The sequence below is a fragment of the Bradyrhizobium sp. 137 genome, assembly GCF_023074095.1.
In the GTDB taxonomy this organism is placed as follows: Bacteria; Pseudomonadota; Alphaproteobacteria; order Rhizobiales; family Xanthobacteraceae; genus Bradyrhizobium.
In genome coordinates this window covers 224,605-246,949 of the sequence record NZ_JADPKU010000099.1, presented here as the reverse complement: position 1 = coordinate 246,949, position 22,345 = coordinate 224,605, and the positions used below count along the sequence as shown (strand labels likewise).

Below are 22,345 nucleotides of genomic sequence, written 5' to 3'. Positions count from 1 at the left end.
ACCGAAGCGTTCGGATCTTTTTGAACTGAGATTGCGGGAGTGCGATGGCCGGATTTTTCCGGCCCTCCACCCCTCTTCGTTTCAACAAGACAAACGACAATGCCCGTGTCCCAAACACGGGCATGACGAGGTGATTTTCGAGAATGCCACGCCATCATCAGAAGAAGAGTTCCGCGCCCGGCGGAGGCTCGCAACGCCAGTTGCGCGTCGGCGAGCAGGTTCGCCATGCGATGGCCGAGATTCTGGCGCAAGGCAACGTGCATGATGCGGATCTCGAAGGTCACAACATCACCGTGCCGGAGGTGCGGATGTCGCCCGACCTGAAGCTCGCAACGATCTACGTGATGCCGCTCGGTGGCCGCGACACCGAGATCGTCATCAGCGCACTCGAGCGCAACAAGAAGTTCCTGCGTGGCGAAGTCGCGCGGCGCGTTAACCTGAAATTTGCACCTGACATTCGCTTCCGCGTCGATGAGCGATTCGATGAAGCGGAACGGATCGAGAAGCTTTTGCGAACACCTGCGGTGCAGAAGGACCTGGAACAGGATTCGGATCGGGAAGAAGAACGATGACGATGGACCCGGCTCACGACACGATCAGCGGCGAACAGGCCGATCAACGCGACGTGCAGACAAATAATTTTGCGGATCTGGGCAGCAATTCTCAGCCGCACCAGGAGCCGCGCCGCGTCAACAATGATCCCCGCGCCAAGCAGCAGCAGAAGGGCAACCAGCCGCGCCGCGACCGGCGCGACGTCCACGGCTGGGTCGTGCTCGACAAGCCGATCGGCATGACCTCGACGCAAGCGGTCGCGGTGCTGAAGCGCCTGTTCAACGCCAAGCGCGCGGGACACGCCGGCACGCTCGATCCGCTCGCCTCGGGCGGCCTGCCAATCGCACTCGGCGAAGCCACCAAGACCGTCCCCTTCGTGATGGACGGCCGCAAACGCTATCAGTTCACCGTGTGCTGGGGCGAGGAGCGCGATACCGACGACATCGAAGGGCGGGTGACCGCGACCTCCGACCAGCGCCCGACCCGGGAAGCCATCATGGCCCTGTTGCCCCGGTTTACCGGGGTGATCGAGCAGATCCCGCCGCGCTATTCCGCGATCAAGGTCCAGGGCGAGCGCGCCTATGACCTCGCGCGCGACGGCGAGGTCGTAGAGCTGGCGCCCCGCCCCGTCGAGATTCATCATTTAACCCTTGTCGATCAACTGGATACCGACCGGGCCGTGTTCGAGGCGGAGTGCGGCAAGGGCACGTATGTGCGGGCGCTGGCCCGCGATATGGGTCGGATTCTCGGCACTTTTGGCCATATCTGCGCGCTGCGGCGGACCCTGGTCGGCCCATTTGGCGAAAACGACATGATTCCGCTGGATCAGTTGGAGGCTTTGTGCCATAGAGCCGCGTCCGGCGAGGGCAGCCTCGCCGACGCGCTTTTGCCCGTTGAGACCGCGCTGGACGACATCCCGGCACTGGCCGTCACTCGGGCTGATGCGGCAAGGCTCCACCGGGGCCAGGCCGTTTTGTTGCGCGGACGGGATGCGCCCACTTGTAGCGGCACAGTCTATGTCACGGTGGCAGGCCGTCTTTTGGCGCTTGCCGAAGTTGGCAATGGCGAAATCATCCCCAAGCGTGTGTTCAACCTGACCGGCCTGACTGCCAGCCCCGGTCGCAACGAGAGAAATTGACGATGTCGATTGCCGCAGAACGCAAAGCGGAAGTCATCAAGACGAATGCCACCAAAGCCGGTGACACCGGCTCGCCTGAGGTTCAGGTCGCGATCCTGTCGGAACGCATCAACAACCTCACCAACCATTTCAAGACCCACGTGAAGGATAACCATTCGCGTCGCGGCCTCTTGAAGCTGGTCTCGACCCGCCGCTCGCTCCTCGACTACCTCAAGAAGAAGGACGAGGCGCGGTACAAGGCGCTGCTCGAGAAGCACAACATTCGTCGCTAAAGAGTTCCTGCGCGCGCCACTGGCGCGCGTTTTCGCGCGTGGTTTCGAACGAAAGCGCTTCTTTAAAGGTTTTTGATTGAGGCTGCGTGCGCGTCGGATGCGAGCCGTTGACGGTTGGCATCCGGGCATGATGGCGAAGACCACGGTTCGGTGTTCGCGTTCGTACCGACTGACAGTCCAGCAGCAATCCGGCGGCTGGGCACAACGGGCAAGGCGCCCGTATGACCCGAAAGGATGGACGCCATCCGAAATTCAAAAACCATGGCAGGATCGCAGGCCGCTGGTCATCACGCCGATCAGCGTCCCGCAATCTTGCGCATGGTTTTTGTTTTTCGAAGCGTCCCTTCTTTCGAGAACCCATGAAAGAAGACCTCCTATGTTCAATAAGCATTCAGTCGAGATCGACTGGGGCGGACGCCCTCTCAAGCTTGAAACCGGCAAGATCGCCCGCCAGGCCGACGGCGCCGTCGTCGCCACCTATGGCGAGACCGTGGTGCTTGCCACCGTCGTCGCGGCGAAGACACCGCGCGAAGGCGTCGACTTCCTGCCGCTCACCGTCGATTACCAGGAGAAGACCTACGCTGCGGGCCGCATTCCCGGCGGCTATTTCAAGCGCGAGGGCCGTCCGACCGAGAAGGAGACACTGGTCTCCCGCCTGATCGACCGACCGATCCGCCCGCTGTTCGTCGACGGCTGGCGCAACGAGACCCAGGTGATCGTCACCGTGCTCTCGCACGACATGGAAAACGATCCCGATATCGTGGCGATGGTCGCGGCCTCCGCCGCGCTGACGCTGTCCGGCGCGCCCTTCAAGGGCCCGATCGGCGCAGCCCGCGTCGGGTTTGCCAATGACGAATTCGTCCTCAACCCGACCCTGGACGAGATGGTCGACACCCAGCTCGACCTTGTCGTCGCCGGCACCGCCGACGCCGTGCTGATGGTGGAATCGGAAGCCAAGGAGCTCAACGAAGACATCATGCTCGGCGCGGTGATGTTCGGTCACCGCCACTTCCAGCCGGTGATCAACGCGATCATCGAGCTCGCCGAGAAGGCCGCGAAGGAGCCGCGCGAAGTCACCGTGATCGACAATTCGGCGATCGAAAAGGAAATGCTCGGCTTGATCGAGCAGGAGCTGCGCGCCGCCTACGCGATCCCCGTGAAGCAGGAGCGCTATGCCGCCGTCGGCCTCGCCAAGGAAAAGGTGATGGCCCACTACTTCCCGGAAGGGCAGGAGGCGAAATACGACAAGCTCCGCATCGCCGGCGTGTTCAAGGAGCTCGAGGCCAAGATCGTCCGCTGGAACATCCTCGACACCGGCAAGCGCATCGACGGCCGCGACTCCAAGACCGTGCGCAACATCGTCGCCGAAGTCGGCGTGCTGCCCCGCGCCCACGGCTCGGCGCTGTTCACCCGCGGCGAGACCCAGGCGATGGTCGTGACCACGCTCGGCACCGGTGAGGACGAGCAGTACATCGACGCGCTGTCGGGGACGTACAAGGAAACGTTCCTGCTGCACTACAACTTCCCGCCCTACTCAGTCGGCGAGACCGGCCGCCTCGGCGGCACCAAGCGCCGCGAGATCGGCCACGGCAAGCTCGCCTGGCGCGCGATCCACCCGGTGCTGCCGCCGCATCACGAGTTCCCCTACACCATCCGCGTGGTGTCGGAGATCACCGAATCCAACGGCTCCTCGTCGATGGCATCGGTCTGCGGCGCCTCGCTGGCGCTGATGGACGCCGGCGTGCCGTTGAAGCGGCCGACCGCGGGCATCGCGATGGGCTTGATCCTCGAAGACAAGCGCTTTGCGGTTCTCTCGGACATCCTCGGTGACGAGGACCATCTCGGCGACATGGACTTCAAGGTGGCCGGCACCGAGCTGGGCATCACCTCGCTCCAGATGGACATCAAGATCGAGGGCATCACCGAGGAGATCATGCGCGTCGCCCTCGGCCAGGCCAAGGATGGGCGTATCCACATCCTCGGCGAAATGGCCAAGGCGCTCACCAATGCCCGCGCCGAACTCGGCGAATACGCGCCGCGTATCGAGACCTTCAAGATCCCGACCGACAAGATTCGCGAAGTGATCGGCACCGGCGGCAAGGTAATCCGCGAGATCGTCGAGAAGACCGGCGCCAAGGTCAACATCGAGGACGACGGCACCGTGAAGGTCGCCTCCAGCGACGGCGAGGCGATGAAGGCCGCGATCAAGTGGATCAAGTCGATCGCGTCCGAGCCGGAAGTCGGCCAGATCTATGACGGCACCGTCGTCAAGGTGATGGAATTCGGCGCCTTCGTGAACTTCTTCGGCTCCAAGGACGGCCTCGTCCACATCAGCCAGCTCGCGTCCAACCGCGTGCAGAAGACCTCCGATGTGGTGAAGGAAGGCGACAAGGTTAAGGTCAAGCTGCTCGGCTTCGACGACCGCGGCAAGACCCGCCTGTCGATGAAGGTGGTCGACCAGACCACCGGCGAGGACCTCGAGGCCAAGGAGAAGGCTGCCGAGGGCGAGAAGGCCCCGCGCGAAGCGGCGGGCGAGTAAGTCTCGCCACACGGACAAAAACACGAAGGGCGGCCGAGAGGCCGCCCTTTTTCTCGCCCCTGGGGAGCGCTGCGCTCCCTCTCCCGCAAGCAAGCGGGAGAGGTGCAGAGCCTCAAGCCGTGAGATCGAACCGGTCGAGATTCATCACCTTGGTCCAGGCCTTGGCGAAGTCCTTGACGAACTTCTCCTTGGAATCCGACGTGGCGTAGACCTCGGCGAAGGCGCGGAGCTGCGAGTGCGCGCCGAAGATGAGATCGACGCGCGTGCCGGTCCACTTGACCGCGTTGGTCTTGCGGTCGCGGGCCTCATAGGTGCCGTCAGCGCCGGCCGGCGTCCACTGCGTGCTCATGTCGAGCAGGTTGACGAAGAAGTCGTTGCTTAGCGTTCCCACCTTGGCGGTGAAGACGCCGTGCTTCGAACCGTTCGCATTGGCGCCGAGCACGCGCAGGCCGCCGACGAGCACCGTCATCTCCGGGCCGGTGAGCCGAAGCAGCTGCGCACGATCGACGAGCGCCTCCTCGGGCATCATAAACTGATGCCGCTTGCCGATATAGTTGCGGAAACCATCGGCCCGCGGCTCCAGCGGCGCGAAGGAAGCAGCATCCGTCTGCTCCTGCGAGGCATCCATGCGGCCCGGCGTGAAGCCGACCTTGACCTCGACGCCGGCATCCTGGGCGGCCTTCTCGACCGCGGCGGTGCCGCCGAGCACGATCAGGTCTGCGAGCGAGACCTTCTTCGCGCCGGACGAGGCGTTGAAGTCCTTCTGAATCGCTTCGAGCTTGCCGAGCACCTTGGAGAGCTGAGCGGGCTGGTTCACCTCCCAGTCCTTCTGCGGGGCGAGACGGATGCGCGCGCCGTTGGCGCCGCCGCGCTTGTCCGAGCCGCGGAACGTCGAGGCCGACGCCCAGGCGGTCGAGACCAGCTCCGATACGGACAGACCCGAGGCGAGGATCTTCGTCTTCAGCGAGGCGATGTCCTGCTCGCCGACCAGCTCGTGATTCACGGCCGGAATCGGGTCCTGCCAGATCAGCGTCTCCTTCGGCACCAGCGGGCCGAGATAGCGCTGGATCGGACCCATGTCGCGGTGCGTGAGCTTGAACCAGGCGCGGGCGAAGGCGTCCGCGAACTGATCGGGATGCTCGAGAAAGCGTCGCGAGATCTTCTCATAGGCCGGATCGAAGCGGAGCGAGAGGTCCGTGGTCAGCATCGTCGGCCGATGCTTCTTCGACTTGTCGAAGGCATCAGGAATGATCGCCTCGGCATTCTTGGCCGTCCACTGGTGCGCGCCGCCGGGGCTCTTCGTCAGCTCCCATTCGTACTTGAACAGGTTCTCGAAGAAGTTGTTGCTCCACTTTGTCGGCGTGGTCGTCCATGTCACCTCGAGACCACTGGTGATGGAATCGCCCGCGAGGCCCGTACCGTGCTTGCTCTTCCAGCCGAGGCCCTGATCTTCCAGCGCGCCCGCTTCCGGCTCCGGACCGACCAGCGACGGATCGCCCGCGCCGTGGGTCTTGCCGAAAGTATGGCCGCCGGCGATCAGCGCGACGGTTTCCTCGTCGTTCATCGCCATGCGGAAGAAGGTCTCACGGATATCCTTGGCCGCGGCGATCGGATCCGGCTTGCCGTTCGGACCTTCCGGATTGACGTAGATGAGGCCCATCTGCACTGCGCCCAGCGGCTCGGCGAGCTGACGCTCACCGCTGTAGCGCTCATCGCCCAGCCAGGTCCCTTCGGGACCCCAATAGAGCTCTTCCGGCTCCCAAACGTCGGCGCGGCCACCCGCAAAACCAAACGTCTTGAAGCCCATCGATTCCAGCGCGACGTTGCCCGCGAGCACCATCAGGTCGGCCCACGAAAGCTTGCGGCCGTATTTCTGCTTGATCGGCCACAGCAGCCGGCGCGCCTTGTCGAGGTTGGCGTTGTCGGGCCAGCTGTTGAGCGGCGCGAAGCGCTGCTGACCGGCGCCGGCGCCACCGCGGCCGTCGGTGATGCGGTAAGTGCCCGCGCTGTGCCAGGCCATGCGGATCATCAGGCCGCCGTAATGACCGAAGTCGGCCGGCCACCACTCCTGCGAGTCCGTCATCAGAGCGGTCAGGTCCTTGATGACCGCGTTCAGGTCGAGCGACTTGAACTCCTTGGCATAGTCGAATTCTTTGCCCATCGGATCGGACAGGTCGGAATTCTTGTGCAGCACCTCGATGTTGAGCTGCGTCGGCCACCAGTCGCGGTTTGAGCGCGCGGGTTTTCCGCCCGAAAACGGGCATTTCGAAGTGTCGTCCATGAATACCTCCTCTGGCGGCGGCGAACTCGCGCCCTTGACCAGGTAGAACCACTCTAAGCATCGCCTCCTATCAGGGGAAGTTGACTTTAATGATCGCTGCGATAGGATTTTCTGATGATAAACCTGACGCTGCGTCAGCTTCGCTATTTCGATGCGCTGGCGCGCCACGGCCATTTCGGCCGCGCCGCCGAGGCCTGCTCGATCTCGCAGCCAGCCTTGTCGATGCAGATCAAGGAGTTGGAAGGGACCCTCGGCGGCCTGCTGCTGGAGCGTAGCGCGCGGCAGGTGGCGCTGACCCGGTTCGGCGAGGAGCTCGCGCAACGCGTCCGCGAGATTTTGCGCTCGGTCGATGAGCTCGGCGATTTCGCCCGGGCTTCACAGGATCGCTTCGCCGGCCGCCTGCGCATTGGCATGATCCCGACCATCGCACCGTATCTCCTGCCCAAGATCACCAAGAATCTCACGCGCATGCATCCCGAGCTCGACATCCGCGTGCGCGAAACCATGACGCCGCGGCTGATCCAGGAGCTGGTCGAAGGCCGGCTCGACACCGCCATCGTCGCGCTGCCGGTGTCCGAACCCTCGCTCACCGAGGTCGCGCTGTTCGACGAGAAATTCCTGCTGGTGCGGCCGGGCGCGGACGAGGGCACCCCGGTGCCGTCGCGCGAGATGATGCGCGAGATGCGGCTATTGCTGCTCGAAGAGGGGCACTGCTTCCGCGAACAGGCGCTGTCCTTCTGCAACATGCAATCGGCGCCGCCGCGCGAGATGCTGGATGCGAATTCGCTCTCGACGCTGGTCCAGATGGTCAGTGCCGGCATCGGCGTCACCCTGATTCCGGAGATGGCGGTGCCGGTGGAGACGCGATCGGCCTCGGTCTCGCTGGCGCGCTTCCGCGACCCCGAGCCCTCCCGCACCATCGGCATGGTCTGGCGCAAGACCAGCCCGCTGGCGCGACAGCTGCTGCAAATCTCCGAGGTGGTGTGCCTGTCGGCCGGCAAGGCGCGCCCACGTCAGGCGGCGCGCAGCCTCAGAGCCTGAGTTGCCGGATGTCGCAACCGATCATCCGCATCGCGCGCGCAGACGAATATGACGAGATCGCCCGCGTCTGGATGCTGAGCTGGGTCTCGACCGGCCTCGCCGAGGTCAGCGATTTCCTGCTGGCAAATCTCCGCGTCCGGATCCGACGCGAGATCGAGGACGGCTGGAGCCTGTTCGTCGCCGACGACAACGGCACGATCGCCGCGATGCTGGCGCTGCATCTGCCGAAGCGCTATCTCGACATGCTTTTCGTCGCGCCCGCTTATCAGGGCCAATCGCTCGGCCGGCGATTGCTCGCCTTCACACGCACGCAACTGCCTGACGAGATGTACCTGCGTTGCGTGCGCGAGAACGAAAAGGCCTGGCGCTGGTATGAGCGCGAAGGTTTCGTGTTCGAGACGGAAGAGATCGAACCGTCGAACGGGTTCGTGATGAAATATTATCGATGGAAGAATAAAGGAGACGCGTCATGATCAAGCTTTATTGGTCACCCCGGTCGCGCTCGTTCACGACGCTCTGGTTGATGGAGGAGAGCGGTCTGCCCTACGAGCGCGTGCTGACCGACATCTCGACCGGCGCGCAGAAGGCGCCGGATTATTTGAAGATCAACCCGATGGGCAAAGTGCCGGCGTTGACTGACGGCGACGCCGCGCTCGGCGACGCCGCTGCGATCTGCGCCTATATCGGCGATCGCTATCCCGAGACCAAGCTCGCGCCCGCTGTGATCGATCCGCGCCGCGCGCGCTATCTGCAATGGCTGTTCTTCTCGCCGAGCTGCATCGAGCCCGCCATCATCCAGATCTTCACCAAGATCGAGATCCCGACCTCGACCGCGGCCTGGGGCAGCGCGACGCAGGTCTTCGACGTGCTGGAAGCGGCGCTCGAGAAGGGACCGTGGATCTTGGGCGACAATTTTTCCGCTGCTGACATCACAATCGGCTCGGGCCTGAACTTCGCGGTGCGTCTGTTCAAGATGGTGCCGTCGCGTCCGGTCTTCGACACCTATCTCGCGCGCTGCATGGCCCGGCCGGCGTTCCAGCGCGCAGAGAAGATCGCGGCCGGCTAGTCCGGCGACTTCAAGTCGTCCGGCTTCGGCATCAGGATGATGTTGTACCCGGAATCGACGTAGTGAATCTCGCCGGTCACGCCGCCCGACAGATCCGACAGCAGATACAGCGCCGAGCCGCCGAGCTCGTCGAGCGTGACGCCGCGGCGCAGCGGCGCATGTTTCTGCTGGAATGCGAACATCGCCCGCGCCTCACCGATGCCGGAGCCGGCGAGCGTACGGATGGGGCCTGCGGAGATCGCGTTGACGCGGATGCCGCGCGGCCCGAAATCCGCGGCGAGATAGCGCACTGAGGCTTCCAGCGCCGCCTTGGCCACACCCATCACGTTGTAATTCGGCATCGCCCGCATCGAGGCGCCGAAGGTCAGCGTGATCATGCTGCCGCCCTCTGTCATCAGCTCGGCGGCGCGCTTGGCGACTTCAGTGAAAGAGAAGCAGGAGATCACCATGGTGCGCGAGAAATTCTCGCGGGTGGTGTCGGCGTAGCGGCCCTTCAGCTCGTTCTTGTCGGCGAAGCCGATCGCGTGGATCACGAAGTCGAGCTGGCCCCACTTGTCGCGGAGCGCTGCGAAGGTCGCATCGACGCTGGTGATGTCCTCGACGTCGCAAGGCAGCACCAGATCGACGCCGAGCTGCTCCGCCAACGGCTTGACGCGCTTGCCCAAGGCCTCGCCCTGAAAGGTGAAGGCCAGCTCGGCGCCCTGGGCATGCAGCGTCCTCGCCATGCCCCAGGCGATCGAATGATCATTGGCGATGCCCATGATCAGACCGCGCTTGCCTTTCATCAAACCTTCCATTGCTTCTTTGCTCCCACTATTCCGGGGTCATCGCCCGCGCAGGCGGGCGATCCAGTATTCCAGAGCCGTATGTGATAGATCGAGAAGCCACGGCACACTGGATGCCCGCCTTCGCGGGCATGACAGCATCGCTAAAATCACACATCCAGCCGGCTGAACACCAGAGTGGCGTTGGTGCCGCCGAAGCCGAAGGAGTTCGACAGCACGGTGCCGATCTTGACGTTGTCGATGCGCTTGCGCACGATCGGCATATCCGCGAACACGGGATCGAGCTCCTGGATGTGCGCGCTCTCGCAGATGAAACCATTGTTCATCATCAGCAGCGAATAGATCGCCTCCTGCACGCCGGTAGCGCCCAGGGAGTGGCCGGTCAGCGCCTTGGTCGCGGAGATCGGCGGGCACTTCTCGCCGACGCCGAACACCCTTCGGATCGCCTCGATCTCCGGCGGATCGCCGGCAGGCGTCGAGGTCGCGTGCGGATTGATGTAGTCGACTTTGGTCTTCACCGTCGACATCGCCATGCGCATGCAGCGCTCGGCGCCTTCGCCTGATGGTGCGACCATGTCGTGACCGTCCGAGGTCGCGCCATAACCGACGATCTCGCCATAGATGCGCGCACCGCGCGCGTTGGCATGCTCGAGCTCTTCCAGCACCAGCACGCCGGCGCCGCCGGCGATGACGAAACCATCGCGATTGACGTCGTAGGGACGCGAGGCCGTGGCGGGCGTGTCATTGTACTTCGAGGACATCGCACCCATGGCATCGAACAGCACCGATAGCGACCAGTCCAGCTCCTCGCAGCCGCCTGCAAAGATGACGTCCTGCTTGCCGATCTGGATCGTCTCGTAGGCATTGCCGACGCAATGGTTCGAGGTCGCGCAGGCCGAGGAGATCGAGTAGTTCACGCCCTTGATCTTGAACCAGGTCGCCAGCGTCGCGGAGGCCGTGGAGGACATCGCCTTCGGCACCGCAAACGGGCCGACGCGCTTCGGCCCCTTGGTGCGGGTGATGTCGGCGGACTCGACGATGGTTCGCGCCGAGGGGCCGCCGGAGCCCATGATGATGCCGGTGCGGACGTTGGAGACTTCGTCGGGCGACAGACCGGAATCCTGGATCGCCTGCTCCATCGCGACGTGATTCCACGCCGCGCCCTGACCGAGGAAACGCATGGCGCGGCGGTCGACCACCGTCGATGGATCGAGTGTGGGCTCGCCTTGTACCTGCGAACGGAAGCCGAGCTCGGCATATTTCTCAGCCCGCGAAATGCCCGACTTCGCCTCGTGAAGGCTCGCAAGCACTTCCTGGGTGTTGTTTCCGATCGACGAGACGATGCCCATCCCGGTGACCACAACCCGCCTCATGACAGCCTCGCCTCAATCGTTGCCTTCTTGGTGATGCGCTCAGCCCAGGCTCGTGCCCTGCTTGAACAGGCCGACCTTCAGATCCTTGGCGCGATAAATAATCTGGTCATCGACCGAAAGCCACCCGTCGGCGATACCGAGCACGAGCTTTGCGCGCATCACGCGTTTGATATCGACGTTGTACACAACCTTGCGCGCGTCGGTCAGCACCTGGCCGCCGAACTTCAGCTCGCTGAGGCCGAGCGCGCGGCCGCGACCTTCGCCGCCGCTCCAGCCGAGATAAAAGCCGACCATCTGCCACAGCGCATCAAGACCGAGGCAGCCGGGCATCACCGGATCGTTCTTGAAGTGGCAGCCGAAGAACCAGAGGTCGGGCTTCACGTCGAGTTCGGCGCGCACTAGGCCCTTGCCGAACTCCCCGCCATTGTCGGTAATTTCCGTAATGCGGTCGAACATCAGCATCGGCGGCAGCGGCAACTGGGCATTGCCCGGGCCGAACATTTCGCCGCGGGCACACGCCAGCAGATCTTCGTATTCGTAACCGTTGCGCCTGTTCAGCATGCACGAGCCTCTGTTCTAATCCCGATTGAGCGGCGTTTTTTGGCGAAAATGGGCCCCGTCTCGGTCGGAGAGCAACGCCAATTGCCATCGTCAGGGGCACCTCCCGCAAGCCCGGATGGACTGCGGACCGGGCCACCATGCTTGGCTGCGCCAAATCGGCTAGGCGGAACCGCGCGCTCTCTAACACAGGCCATTTCGAGTGGCAAAGCGCGTCTATGAAGGTAAAATGACCGGCGCTTCGCGCGGTTCCAAGCTTGATTAGAACCTCTCTACTTGCGAGAAACTTGCACCTGCATCTTTCTGTCCTTATATTGCAAGAGACATATAGTTCACGCGCGCCCGAAATCTGGATAATGAGCGAGAATACCGCGCCCCCTCACGACGACGACGTCCATTCCGCAGCCCTCTTGTCCGGCCGCCAGCCGGCCCTGACCGGTTGCCCGTGGCACGACGTCAACGAAATGCTCCAGTCCGCCGGGCTCCGTCCGACGCGCCAGCGCATGGCGCTCGGCTGGCTCCTGTTCGGCAAGGGTGCGCGCCACCTCACGGCTGAAATGCTCTACGAGGAAGCGACGTTGGCCAAGGTTCCGGTGTCGCTGGCGACCGTCTACAACACGCTGAACCAGCTCACCGATGCCGGCCTGCTCCGTCAGGTCAGCGTCGACGGCACCAAGACCTATTTCGACACCAACGTCACCACCCACCACCACTATTACCTCGAGAACAGCCATGAGCTGGTGGATATCGAGGATCCGCATCTGGCGCTGTCCAAGATGCCCGAGGTGCCCGAGGGTTACGAGATCTCGCGCATCGACATGGTCGTGCGCCTGCGCAAGAAGCGCTGAGATTTGCTGAGATAAATCTGAGATCGTCGTGGCCGGGCTTGTCCCGGCCATTTTTCGTTTGCCCAGCCGTCCTGGACGACGCCTGCGGCGTCAATTCACCTGCTCGTCCGAGTACACGCCCCAGAGGCGCTCCTGCTGGATCCAGCCGTCAAAGCCGCTGCCGGTGACGTGACACCAGCCTGCGCTGCACTTCTTCACTTGCGTGACGACGCCGGCCTGGAGCTTGGCTGCGACCGCGCTGTCGGGATCGGGACGGTCGTAGATCGGCGCGAGGTCGTCCTTGTGCTTCATGGTGACGACCGCGGTACGGCGGCCCGACAGCAGCGAGTGATAGACCCAGCCCTCGGCGCCTTCGGAATCACGCACCCGGCGCCAGTTCTCGAATTCAGCAGTGATTTCCACCGGCAGGCCGGCGCGGGTATAGACCCAGGCCACGTCATTGTCCTTGGTCGGGCCGGCGCGAACGTTGACGTGATCCGACTTGAGGCTGACATAGCGCGGCACCGGCAGTCCGCTGGCGGTCTGGGGGGTGGTGTCCTTCGCCGAATGCGAGGGGCTGACCGAGGCGCTCAACCAGGTGCAAACGAGCGCCATCACCGAACAAAAACGCCCCAACGCCATCAACCCGTCTCCTGTCGAAGACCCGCCCGAGGCGGGTCCTCACCCCAAAATCCAAAACCCTGCCGCGTCAGCCCCTGTCCCGCCCCACGCGGGTGTTCCCCAGAAACGAGGTCCGCAAGCCCTGACCCGTGGTTCTTGTCTTGGCCCGGCCTTCTGCTAGAGAGGACGGACGCTTGAACAACCAGTTTGCCCCGATTTTCCGGCCGGAAATATCGGGAGAGCTTGAAGGAAACGCCGGGGACGACACGGCTAGGGCAGTGTCGAACAACCGGGTTAATGAGGCCTCAACGGCCAGCTTTTGGTGACAGAGGCGGGCTGCGACGCCTCATGAGGGCAGGACATGTCGGTGAAGAAAAAGCCCCTCGTCGTTGTGACGCGCAAGCTGCCGGACTCGGTCGAGACGCGCATGCGCGAGCTGTTCGACGCGCGGATCAATCTCGACGATACGCCGATGTCGGCCGAGCAGATCGCGGAAGCCGCGCGCACCGCCGACGTGCTGGTTCCGACCGTGACCGACCACATCAGTGCCGATGTCATCAATCAGCCAGACTGCAAGCTCCGCCTGATCGCCAATTTCGGCAATGGCGTGGACAATATCGACGTCGAAGCCGCGCATGCCCGCGGCATCACCGTCACCAACACGCCAAAAGTTCTGACCGAAGACACCGCCGATATGACCATGGCGCTGATCCTCGCCGTACCCAGGCGGATGATAGAAGGCGCTTCGATCCTGACGGAAGGAAAGCCGTGGGCAGGCTGGTCGCCGACCTGGATGCTCGGCCATCGCATCGGGGGAAAACGGCTCGGCATCATCGGCATGGGCCGCATCGGCCAGGCGGTGGCGCGCCGCGCCCGCGCCTTCGGCCTGCAGATCCACTATCACAACCGCCGCCCGGTCGCGCCGAAGATCGCCGAAGAGCTGGGCGCGACCTATTGGGAGAGCCTCGACCAGATGCTGGCGCGGATGGACATCATCTCGGTGAACTGTCCGCACACGCCGGCGACCTATCATTTGCTCTCGGCGCGGCGACTGAAGCTGATCCGGAAAGACGCCTACATCGTCAACACCGCTCGCGGCGAAGTGACCGACGAGGACACGCTGATAAAGCTGATCGAAGGCGGCGAGATCGGCGGCGCCGGCCTCGATGTCTACGAGCATGAGCCTGCGGTCAACCCAAAACTGGTGCGGCTCGCCAAGGCGGGCAAGGTGACACTGATGCCGCATATGGGCTCCGCCACCATCGAAGGCCGCGTCGAGATGGGCGAGAAGGTCATCATCAACATCCGCACCTTCCTCGATGCCCACAAGCCGCCGGATCGCGTGCTGCCGAGCATGCTCTAGGATCGATCCGTCTTGCGCTTCCGCCAACCTGCGACGAAATCGATGAAGGCCCGCAGCGCCGGCGGCACCTGGCGGCGGCTCGGATAGTAGAGGAACGGTCCGGGAAACGGCTCGCACCAGTCCTCCATGAGGCTGACCAGCGCGCCGGACTTCACGGCGTCATGGACGTAGCCATCGAGCGTTGCCCAGATGCCGGCGCCGTCGAGTACAGCGCGCATGGAAAGATTCATATTGGTCGAAATCAGCTTGGCCGGCGGATCCACCTTCACGATTTGGCCGGCCTTCTCGAATTCCCAATCGTGCATGACGCCGCTTGAGTAGCGTGCGCGGATGCAATCATGGTCGAGCAGGTCCCTCGGATGTTTCGGCCTGCCGCGGCGCGCGACGTAGTCGGGCGATGCGACGACAATATAGCGCTGCGAGCCGCTTAGCGGAATCGCCACCATGTCCTGCGCGAGATGTTCGCCATAGCGCACGCCGGCATCGTAGCCGGCGCTGACGATGTCGACGAAACCGCTCTCGGAGACGATGTCGAGATCGATTTGCGGATATGCTGCGAGGAACGGCCCCGCCATCGGCGCCAGCACGAGGTCGACCGCCGGCGGCGGCGCATTGATACGCAGGCGGCCCGAGGCGACCTCGCGCAGGCCCCGCACCAGATCCAAGGCATCGCCGACGTCGCGCAAGGCCGGTGCGACGCGCGATAGCAGCAGTTCGCCCGCCTCGGTCAGCGCGACACTGCGGGTGGTGCGGTTCATCAGGCGGACGCCGAGGCGCTCCTCCAGGTCCCGTAGTCGCTGGCTAAGGCTCGACACCGACACGCGAATATCCTGCGCCGCACGCCGGAAATTGCGGGTGCGGGCGACCGCCACGAAGACATCGAGATCGCGCAGGTCAGGCTCGGCCATTATTCGCCAGAATGAACAAGCTATTCTGGATTGTCCAGCTTATCGGGGCAATGGACCAAGGGCATATCTGGCCTCGTCACGCGGCGCATTCAGCCTGCCGCACCTTTCGAGGAGAGCCATCATGGAACAGCGCAAACTCGGTTCAACCGGCCCCACGGTTTCCGCCTTTGGGCTCGGCTGTATGGGCATGTCAGAGGTCTACGGCCCCGCCGATCGCGGCGAGGCCATCGCCACGGTCCATGCGGCACTCGATGCCGGCATCACGCTGCTGGATACCGGCGACTTCTACGCGATGGGCCACAACGAGATGTTGGTCCGCGAGGCGCTGAAGGATACTTCGCGCGACAAGGTCCAGATCAGCGTCAAATTCGGCGCGCTGCGCGGCCCGGCCGGCGAATTCGCCGGCATGGATTGCCGCCCCATAGCGATCAAGAATTTCCTGGCCTATTCGCTGCAACGTCTCGGCACCGAGTATATCGACATCTACCGCCCGGCCCGGCTCGATCCGAACGTACCGATCGAGGAGACGATCGGCGGCCTCGCCGAACTGGTGAAGGCCGGCTACATCAGGCATATCGGCCTGTCCGAGGTCGGCTCCGACACCATCCGCCGCGCGCATGCCGTGCACCCGATCGCCGACCTCCAGATCGAATACTCGCTGATCGAGCGCGGCATCGAACGCGATATCCTCAAGACCTGCCGCGAGCTCGGCATTGGCATCACGGCCTATGGCGTGCTGGCGCGTGGACTGATCAGCGGCCATTGGACGAAGGACAGCGGCAAGGCCGGCAAGGACTACCGGCTGATGACACCACGTTTCCAGGGCGCGAACCTCGACGCCAATCTCGCGCTGGTGGAGCAGCTTCGCGCGGTCGCGAACGACATCCGCGCAACGCCGGCACTGGTTGCGATCGCCTGGGTGGCGGCGCAGGGCCAGGAGATCGTACCGCTGGTCGGCGCGAGAACCCGCACCCGTCTGGCCGAAGCACTCGGCGCAACCAAGGTGACGCTGACACAGGCTCATCTCGCAGCGCTGGCAAAGGCATTTCCGCCGGATGTCGCCGCCGGCACGCGCTATGCGGCCGAACAGATGGCGCATCTCGACAGCGAGAAGCCGGCCACGCGGTAGCGGCGATCAGGTGCGATGAGCGCTGAGATCAGTGATGACGGGCCCATCGCCGTTGAGCGGATTGGCGGGATCGCGCCCATAGCGCAGCGTTTCGAAGCGCATCGCGCGCGCATCGATCATCAGGAGGCGGCCGATGAGGCCGTCGCCAAAGCCGACGATCTCGCGGATCGCCTCCAGCGCCATCATCGAGCCGAGCACGCCCGCCAGCGCCCCCATGACGCCGGCCTCCGCACAGGCCGGCACCGTGCCAGGCGGCGGCGCCTCGGGAAACAGGCAGCGATAGGTCGGATTGAATTCGCCCTGCTCGTTCATCTCATGTGCACGGATGGTGGTGAGCGAGCCGTCAAAGGTTCCGAGCGCCGCGGTGATCAGCGGCCGCTTTGCAAAGAAGCAGGCGTCCGAGACCAGATAGCGCGTTGAGAAATTATCGGAGCCGTCGAGCACGAGATCGTAATCGCCGATCAGGCCGAGTGCATTGTCGGCGTTGAGCCAGGTGGCGTGGCCGACGAACCGGACATGTGGATTGAGTGCCGCGATCCGCTCGGCCGCGCTTTCGACCTTGTGCCGGCCGATGTCGGGCGTCGTATGGATCACCTGTCGCTGGAGGTTGGACAGCGACACCACGTCGTCATCGACCACGCCGAGCGTGCCCACGCCGGCGGCGGCCAGATACATCAAGGCGGGCGCGCCGAGCCCGCCGGCGCCGATCACCAGCACCGAGGCCCGCTTCAGCGCAGCCTGTCCGGGACCGCCGACGTCGCGCAGCACGATATGACGGGCATAGCGTTCGAGTTCGTCCGGGCTCAGCATCGTCGTACGCCTCTCTACACCCTCGCTATCGACCCTCGCGGTGCGGAGCGCGGAACGCGCTCTCCGGACGATGCTTCGCATCGCCCGGCGAACCATGAAGGCCCGGATCTCGCCTGCGGCCATCCTTCGAGACGCCGCTTGCGCGGCTCCTTCAGGATGAGCGGCACCGTCTGAACCACCGCGAGATTGTTCGCGACCAACGAGATGTGCTTCAATGACATGGCGTTCAATGGGCTGGCTGGATTTGTCATGAGATCGATGCTTGCGGCAACACTGATGTTTGCGGCCGCCACAGGCGCGAACGCCCAGATGACGGCGCCACAGGTCCCCGGTACCAAGCCGAAGACGGTCCAAACCGTACCGACCCGGCCTCCCGCGATGCAGACTCCGTCGGCCACAATGGATGCCATGGCAAGAGCTGAGCGGCTGGCGCTTCAGTCAGACCTCGCCTGGGTCGGCCAGTATAATGGCGCCATCACCGGCGACGCCAGTGAGCGCATGGTCAATGCCATCAAGGAGTACCAGAAGGCCAAGGGCAGCAAGCCGACCGGCGTGCTCAATGCGCAGGAGCGCGCCGCGCTGGCTGAGGCGGCACGAAAGAAACAGGAGAGCGTCGGCTGGAAGATCGTGACCGAGCCGACCACCGGCGCCCGGCTCGGCATCCCCGGCAAGCTGGTGCCGCAGCAGGCGAGCGACGCCAGCGGCGCGAAATGGACTTCCCCGACCGGCACGGTTCAGGTGCTGCTCAGCCGCCGCCAGGAGGTGAATCCGACATCGGCGAGGCTCGCCGATCTGGAGAAGGAGCCGTCTGGGCGCAAGGTCGATTACACTGTGGTGAAGCCCGACTTCTTCGTGCTGTCGGGATTGCAGGGTCTGAAGAAGTTCTACGTCCGCGGCACCTTCAAAGGCGACGAGGTTCGCACCATGACGATCCTCTACGACCAGGCAGCCGAGAACGTTGTCGAGCCGGTCGTGATCGCGATGTCGAGCGCCTTCAATGCGTTTCCGTCGGGGCCGCAAGCCGCGCCGCCGCCGCGCAAGACCGTCGACTACGGCACCGGAATTGTCGTCAGCGATGATGGCGCGATCGTCGCCGACCGCCTCGTCACCGATGGCTGTCTCACCATCACGATCGGCGGCTATGGCAGTGCCGACCGTCTCGCCGAGGACAAGGAGCACGATCTGGCGCTCCTGCACGTCTACGGCGCACGCGGCCTGAAGCCGCTCAGCCTCGCCGGCGACGCAGCGAAGGCGAGTGCGGATGTCATCGGCATCGCCGATCCACAGAGCCAGGGCGGCGCCACCGGCGTGTCGAGCCTCAAGGCTGCGCTGGCACCGGTGACAAACAGCAATTCCGCGCTGTCGCCTCCGCCGGCGCTCGGCTTCTCCGGCAGCCCGGCCATCGGCGCCGACGGCAGGTTTGCGGGCATCGCGCTGCTGAAGCCGGCGACGGTCGCGGGTCCCGCCACATCGGTGCCGGCGTCACAGGGGGTGATGATCGCCGCCGAGACGGTGCGCGATTTCCTCAAGGCGAACGGTGTTGCGGCGAATGGCACATCGACGGATGCGAAAGCCGCGGTCGTACGCGTGATCTGCGTGCGGAAGTAGGGTGCTGCAAGCATCTCCATTCTCGTGTCCCAGGCGTTGATGGCAGTTGGTGAGACCGATGTAGCCGCGAGCTCCCGACCCTCTCCCGCAAAGCTTGCAGGAGAGGGAGCGCACCACACCTCGATCAGCATGGCCGAGTTATTTCTGACATTTCGGGCACCAGAAGGTCGACCGGCCATTCTGCGTAAACCGCTTGATCGTGCCGCCGCAGCGAGGCATCGTGCATTTCTCGCCTTCGCGGTCGTAGACCTTGAAGGAGTGCTGGAAATAGCCGAGCTCGCCCGAGGTCTGGCGATGGTCCCGCAAGCTCGAGCCCCCGGCCTTGATCGCATCGTTCAGCACGGTGTGGATCGCGCCGACCAGGCGCTTGGCATGGTCCGTCGGCTCACCCTTCTTGGTCGATAGCGTCGCGGCGATCCGGCGCGGCGAAAGGTGCGAGCGATGCAGCGCTTCGCAGACATAGATGTTGCCGAGCCCCGCCACCACACGCTGGTCGAGCAGCGCCGCCTTCAAGCTCGTGGTCTTGCCGGCACAGGACTGCGCCAGCATCGCGGCATCGAACTCGTTGCCGAGCGGCTCGGGACCGAGTCCGCGCAGCAGCGGCTCTTCATCAAGCGCATCGCGCGCGATCACTTTCATGTAACCGAAGCGGCGCGGGTCGTTGAAGACGATGTCCGCTCCGGAGGACATCCGAAACAGCACGTGGTCGTGCGCGGAATCCTTGGCTCGCGGATAGTGAAACTCGCCAGGCTGCGCGTCGTTGTCCGGTCTGATGACACGAAACGAACCCGACATGCCCAGATGCATCAAGAGCACGTCGCCGGAGGCGAGATCGGCCATGAGATATTTTGCGCGGCGGCCGAGGCCGGTGACGACCTGCCCCTTGAGCCGCGCGACGAAGTCCGGCTGGAACGGAAAGCGCAAATCCGCCCGCCGGGCCTCCGCCTTGAGGATTTTCGCTCCCTCCATGACGGGCTGAAGGCCGCGGCGGACGGTCTCGACTTCGGGCAATTCAGGCATGGTCGGGCATTCACCTTATGAGAGCGGTGTGATAGCGCCATTGCGGCGGGCGCGCTATGGTCCGCCAGTGGAGTAGAGTAATGGATCGGCCGGGCGAAACCACGCATTTTGGCTTCAGGGACGTGCCCTTAGGGGACAAGCAGACGCTGGTGAACGACGTGTTTCACAGCGTGGCCGCGCGCTATGATCTGATGAACGATCTGATGTCCGGTGGCCTGCACCGGGTCTGGAAGGACATCATGATCAACGCGCTCGACCCGCCGAGGAGCGATCGGCCGTTCGCGCTGCTCGACGTCGCCGGCGGCACCGGCGACATCTCGTTCCGCGCCGCCAAGGCGGCAGGCGCTGGCTTCCACGCCACTGTCTGCGACATCAACACCGACATGCTGGCCGTCGGCCGCGAGCGCGCCGCCAAGCGGCATCTCGAGACTCAGGTCGATTTTGTTGAGGGCAACGCCGAAGCACTCGCCTTTGCCGATCGCAGCTTCGACGCATACACGATCGCTTTCGGCATCCGCAACGTGCCGCGGATCGATCTGGCGCTGCGCGAGGCCTATCGGGTGCTGAAGCCGGGCAGCCGCTTCCTATGCCTGGAATTCTCGACCGTCGAAATGCCCGGGCTCGATCGTCTCTATGACTTGTTCTCGTTCAAGGTGATCCCGCCGCTTGGCCGCATGGTCACGGGCGACGCCGAGTCCTACCAGTACCTGGTCGAATCGATCCGCAAGTTTCCAAAGCCCGGCGCCTTCGCCGACATGATCCGCGACGCCGGCTTTTCTCGCGTCAGCTGGCAGACACTCACCGGGGGTATCGTCGCACTGCATTCAGGCTGGCGTTTGTGATCTCTGCCATCACCCACATTTCGCGCCTGATCCGCGCCGCGTTCGTGTTCGCGCGCGAGGGCGTGTTCGGTTCGGTCGATCCGAGCCTGGTGCCGCCGCCCGGGCAACTCGCGCTGAAGCTTGCGCGCCTGATCGAGCGGCGCGGCGTCAAGCACGGCCCGCGAATATCGCGCGCCCTCACCCGAATGGGCCCGGCCTATCTCAAGCTCGGGCAGTTCCTGGCAACGCGCCCCGACGTCGTCGGCGTCATCATCGCGCGCGACCTCGAAAGCCTCCAGGACCGCCTGCCGCCGTTTTCGCAAGCCGAAGCGGAAGCCACGATCACGATATCGCTGGAACGGCCGCTGAAGGATGTGTTTGCAAGCTTCGGCCCGCCGGTCGCCGCCGCCTCGATCGCACAGGTGCATCGCGGCGAGGTCTTGCGGGGCGGCATCCGTAGGCCGGTGGCGATCAAGGTGCTCCGGCCCAATGTCGCCGCACGTTTCCGCCGCGACCTCTCCGACTTTTTCTTCGTCGCGCACAAGGCCGAAGCCTATTCGGCCGAGGCGCGGCGCCTGCGCCTCGTCGAAGTCATCAACACCATGTCGCGCTCGGTCGCGATGGAGATGGACCTCCGGCTCGAAGCCGCCGCGCTGTCGGAGATGGCGGAGAACACGCGCGACGATCCTGATTTTCGCGTGCCGGCCGTCGACTGGGACCGCACCACACACAACGTGCTGACGCTGGAGTGGATCGACGGCATCGCGCTGAACGATCACAAGCGCCTTGCGGAGGCGCAGGTCGACCTGCCCGATCTCGGCCGCAAGGTGATCCAAAGCTTTTTGCGGCACGCGCTGCGCGACGGCTTCTTCCACGCCGACATGCATCCGGGCAATCTGTTCCTGGACGATGCCGGCCGTCTCGTCGCAGTCGATTTCGGCATCATGGGCCGGCTCGGCATGAAGGAGCGGCGCTTCCTCGCCGAGATCCTGCTCGGCTTCATCACCCGCGATTATCGCCGCGTCGCCGAGGTGCATTTCGAGGCCGGCTATGTGCCCGCGCATCATTCGGTCGAGAACTTCGCGCAAGCGATCCGCGCCATCGGTGAGCCGATCCACAACCGCACCGCCGAGGAAATCTCGATGGCGCGGCTGCTGACGCTGCTGCTCGAGGTCACCGGCCTGTTCGACATGACGACGCGGCCCGAGCTGATCCTGCTTCAGAAGACCATGGTCGTGGTCGAGGGGGTGGCGCGGGCTTTCGATCCCAAGCTGGATATCTGGAAGATTGCCGACCCCGTGGTGCGCGAATGGATCGAGCGCAACCTCGGTCCGATCGGCCGGGTCCAGGGCGCGCTGGCGGGCACCGGGGACATTGCGCGGGTGCTGATGCGGCTGCCGGAGATCGCCGAGCGGTCGGTGAAGGTGCTGGAGCAGCTCGAGACCATGACGCGGGACGGCATAAGGCTGTCGCCGGAGAGCATCGCGGCGATGGGCCGCAGCGAGGGCCGCAAGAACCGCTGGCGCACCGTGGCGCTCTGGATCATCGCCGCGACCTTCATCGGCATCCTGATCGCCGTCCGGAATCTATGATTGCACTGCAATCACACGAATGATAGCATCGCGATCATTCC

General features: G+C 64.2%; 21 protein-coding genes. 13 read left to right on the top strand and 8 right to left on the bottom strand.

What is annotated here, in order from left to right; translation table 11 throughout:
* The first annotated feature begins 143 nt into the window (after nucleotides 1–143).
* From rbfA to pnp, 4 genes are all read left to right on the top strand, one after another.
* Nucleotides 144–572 (top strand): 30S ribosome-binding factor RbfA, encoded by a 429-nt coding sequence (rbfA, locus tag IVA78_RS26745; RefSeq protein WP_247468668.1) that lies wholly within the window; start codon nucleotides 144–146, stop codon nucleotides 570–572.
* Nucleotides 569–1,690 (top strand): tRNA pseudouridine(55) synthase TruB, encoded by a 1,122-nt coding sequence (truB, locus tag IVA78_RS26740; protein ID WP_247276485.1) that lies wholly within the window; start codon nucleotides 569–571, stop codon nucleotides 1,688–1,690. The genes rbfA and truB overlap by 4 nt, the downstream gene beginning before the upstream one ends.
* Nucleotides 1,691–1,692: 2 nt before the next feature.
* Nucleotides 1,693–1,962 (top strand): 30S ribosomal protein S15, encoded by a 270-nt coding sequence (rpsO, locus tag IVA78_RS26735; protein WP_008540131.1) that lies wholly within the window; start codon nucleotides 1,693–1,695, stop codon nucleotides 1,960–1,962.
* Nucleotides 1,963–2,338: 376 nt separating this feature from the next.
* The gene (pnp, locus tag IVA78_RS26730; RefSeq protein ID WP_247276486.1) at nucleotides 2,339–4,501 is read left to right on the top strand and encodes a polyribonucleotide nucleotidyltransferase; all 2,163 of its coding nucleotides are present in this window, start codon (nucleotides 2,339–2,341) and stop codon (nucleotides 4,499–4,501) included.
* A 112-nt stretch (nucleotides 4,502–4,613) separates the two neighbouring features.
* On the opposite strand, the gene katG is transcribed toward pnp, so the two are convergent.
* A complete protein-coding gene (gene katG, locus IVA78_RS26725) occupies nucleotides 4,614–6,782 on the bottom strand; it encodes a catalase/peroxidase HPI (RefSeq protein ID WP_247448988.1) in 2,169 nt (722 codons plus the stop codon).
* A 114-nt stretch (nucleotides 6,783–6,896) separates the two neighbouring features.
* Between katG and IVA78_RS26720 the strand changes: the two genes are divergently transcribed.
* Genes IVA78_RS26720 through IVA78_RS26710 form a run of 3 tightly spaced genes read left to right on the top strand, consistent with a single transcriptional unit; the run spans nucleotide 6,897 to nucleotide 8,889 of the window.
* Nucleotides 6,897–7,823 carry a hydrogen peroxide-inducible genes activator gene (locus IVA78_RS26720; RefSeq protein ID WP_247276488.1) on the top strand — a complete coding sequence of 309 codons (927 nt, stop codon included), beginning with the start codon at nucleotides 6,897–6,899 and terminating at the stop codon, nucleotides 7,821–7,823.
* 8 nt (nucleotides 7,824–7,831) lie between these two features.
* Nucleotides 7,832–8,296, top strand: coding sequence for a GNAT family N-acetyltransferase (locus tag IVA78_RS26715; RefSeq protein WP_247276489.1), 465 nt, complete (start codon nucleotides 7,832–7,834; stop codon nucleotides 8,294–8,296).
* The gene (locus IVA78_RS26710) at nucleotides 8,293–8,889 is read left to right on the top strand and encodes a glutathione S-transferase family protein (protein WP_247468665.1); all 597 of its coding nucleotides are present in this window, start codon (nucleotides 8,293–8,295) and stop codon (nucleotides 8,887–8,889) included. Before IVA78_RS26715 ends, IVA78_RS26710 begins: the two co-directional genes overlap by 4 nt.
* Here the strand turns inward: IVA78_RS26710 and fabI are convergent.
* From fabI to fabA, 3 genes are all read right to left on the bottom strand, one after another.
* Nucleotides 8,886–9,686: an enoyl-ACP reductase FabI gene (gene fabI, locus IVA78_RS26705; RefSeq protein ID WP_247276491.1), complete on the bottom strand. Its 801-nt coding sequence runs from the start codon at nucleotides 9,684–9,686 to the stop codon at nucleotides 8,886–8,888. The genes IVA78_RS26710 and fabI overlap by 4 nt on opposite strands.
* Before the next feature lie 137 nt (nucleotides 9,687–9,823).
* Complete coding sequence (gene fabB / locus IVA78_RS26700) at nucleotides 9,824–11,047, bottom strand: beta-ketoacyl-ACP synthase I (protein WP_247276492.1); 1,224 nt, start codon at nucleotides 11,045–11,047, stop codon at nucleotides 9,824–9,826.
* Between the two features lie 39 nt (nucleotides 11,048–11,086).
* The gene (fabA, locus tag IVA78_RS26695) at nucleotides 11,087–11,608 is read right to left on the bottom strand and encodes a bifunctional 3-hydroxydecanoyl-ACP dehydratase/trans-2-decenoyl-ACP isomerase (protein ID WP_247276493.1); all 522 of its coding nucleotides are present in this window, start codon (nucleotides 11,606–11,608) and stop codon (nucleotides 11,087–11,089) included.
* Between the two features lie 353 nt (nucleotides 11,609–11,961).
* Between fabA and irrA the strand changes: the two genes are divergently transcribed.
* On the top strand, nucleotides 11,962–12,453 hold the full coding sequence (irrA, locus tag IVA78_RS26690) for an iron response transcriptional regulator IrrA (RefSeq protein ID WP_247276494.1): 492 nt from the start codon (nucleotides 11,962–11,964) through the stop codon (nucleotides 12,451–12,453).
* A 90-nt stretch (nucleotides 12,454–12,543) separates the two neighbouring features.
* On the opposite strand, the gene IVA78_RS26685 is transcribed toward irrA, so the two are convergent.
* On the bottom strand, nucleotides 12,544–13,074 hold the full coding sequence (locus tag IVA78_RS26685; protein WP_247276495.1) for an SH3 domain-containing protein: 531 nt from the start codon (nucleotides 13,072–13,074) through the stop codon (nucleotides 12,544–12,546).
* 340 nt (nucleotides 13,075–13,414) lie between these two features.
* On the opposite strand from IVA78_RS26685, the gene IVA78_RS26680 reads away from it, so the two are divergent.
* Entirely contained in the window at nucleotides 13,415–14,416 is a 1,002-nt protein-coding gene (locus IVA78_RS26680) for a D-glycerate dehydrogenase (RefSeq protein ID WP_247419807.1), read from the top strand.
* On the opposite strand, the gene IVA78_RS26675 is transcribed toward IVA78_RS26680, so the two are convergent.
* Complete coding sequence (locus tag IVA78_RS26675) at nucleotides 14,413–15,324, bottom strand: LysR family transcriptional regulator (RefSeq protein WP_247276497.1); 912 nt, start codon at nucleotides 15,322–15,324, stop codon at nucleotides 14,413–14,415. The two genes, IVA78_RS26680 and IVA78_RS26675, sit on opposite strands and share 4 nt — an antisense overlap.
* A 121-nt stretch (nucleotides 15,325–15,445) precedes the next feature.
* Here IVA78_RS26675 and IVA78_RS26670 point away from each other — a divergent pair, with 121 nt between their 5' ends.
* Nucleotides 15,446–16,453, top strand: a complete 1,008-nt coding sequence (locus IVA78_RS26670; RefSeq protein WP_247276498.1) for an aldo/keto reductase — start codon at nucleotides 15,446–15,448, stop codon at nucleotides 16,451–16,453.
* A 6-nt stretch (nucleotides 16,454–16,459) separates the two neighbouring features.
* Here the strand turns inward: IVA78_RS26670 and moeB are convergent, their stop codons facing one another.
* Nucleotides 16,460–17,263: a molybdopterin-synthase adenylyltransferase MoeB gene (moeB, locus tag IVA78_RS26665; protein WP_247276499.1), complete on the bottom strand. Its 804-nt coding sequence runs from the start codon at nucleotides 17,261–17,263 to the stop codon at nucleotides 16,460–16,462.
* Nucleotides 17,264–17,512: 249 nt separating this feature from the next.
* Here moeB and IVA78_RS26660 point away from each other — a divergent pair, with 249 nt between their 5' ends.
* A complete protein-coding gene (locus IVA78_RS26660) occupies nucleotides 17,513–18,871 on the top strand; it encodes a serine protease (RefSeq protein WP_247276500.1) in 1,359 nt (452 codons plus the stop codon).
* Nucleotides 18,872–19,009: 138 nt separating this feature from the next.
* Here the strand turns inward: IVA78_RS26660 and mutM are convergent, their stop codons facing one another.
* The gene (mutM, locus tag IVA78_RS26655) at nucleotides 19,010–19,891 is read right to left on the bottom strand and encodes a bifunctional DNA-formamidopyrimidine glycosylase/DNA-(apurinic or apyrimidinic site) lyase (protein ID WP_247276501.1); all 882 of its coding nucleotides are present in this window, start codon (nucleotides 19,889–19,891) and stop codon (nucleotides 19,010–19,012) included.
* A gap of 80 nt (nucleotides 19,892–19,971) precedes the next feature.
* Between mutM and ubiE the strand changes: the two genes are divergently transcribed.
* Both ubiE and ubiB read left to right on the top strand, forming a co-directional pair.
* Entirely contained in the window at nucleotides 19,972–20,733 is a 762-nt protein-coding gene (gene ubiE / locus IVA78_RS26650; RefSeq protein ID WP_247276502.1) for a bifunctional demethylmenaquinone methyltransferase/2-methoxy-6-polyprenyl-1,4-benzoquinol methylase UbiE, read from the top strand.
* Nucleotides 20,730–22,304, top strand: coding sequence for a 2-polyprenylphenol 6-hydroxylase (gene ubiB / locus IVA78_RS26645; protein ID WP_247276503.1), 1,575 nt, complete (start codon nucleotides 20,730–20,732; stop codon nucleotides 22,302–22,304). Before ubiE ends, ubiB begins: the two co-directional genes overlap by 4 nt.
* Nucleotides 22,305–22,345 lie beyond the last annotated feature (41 nt).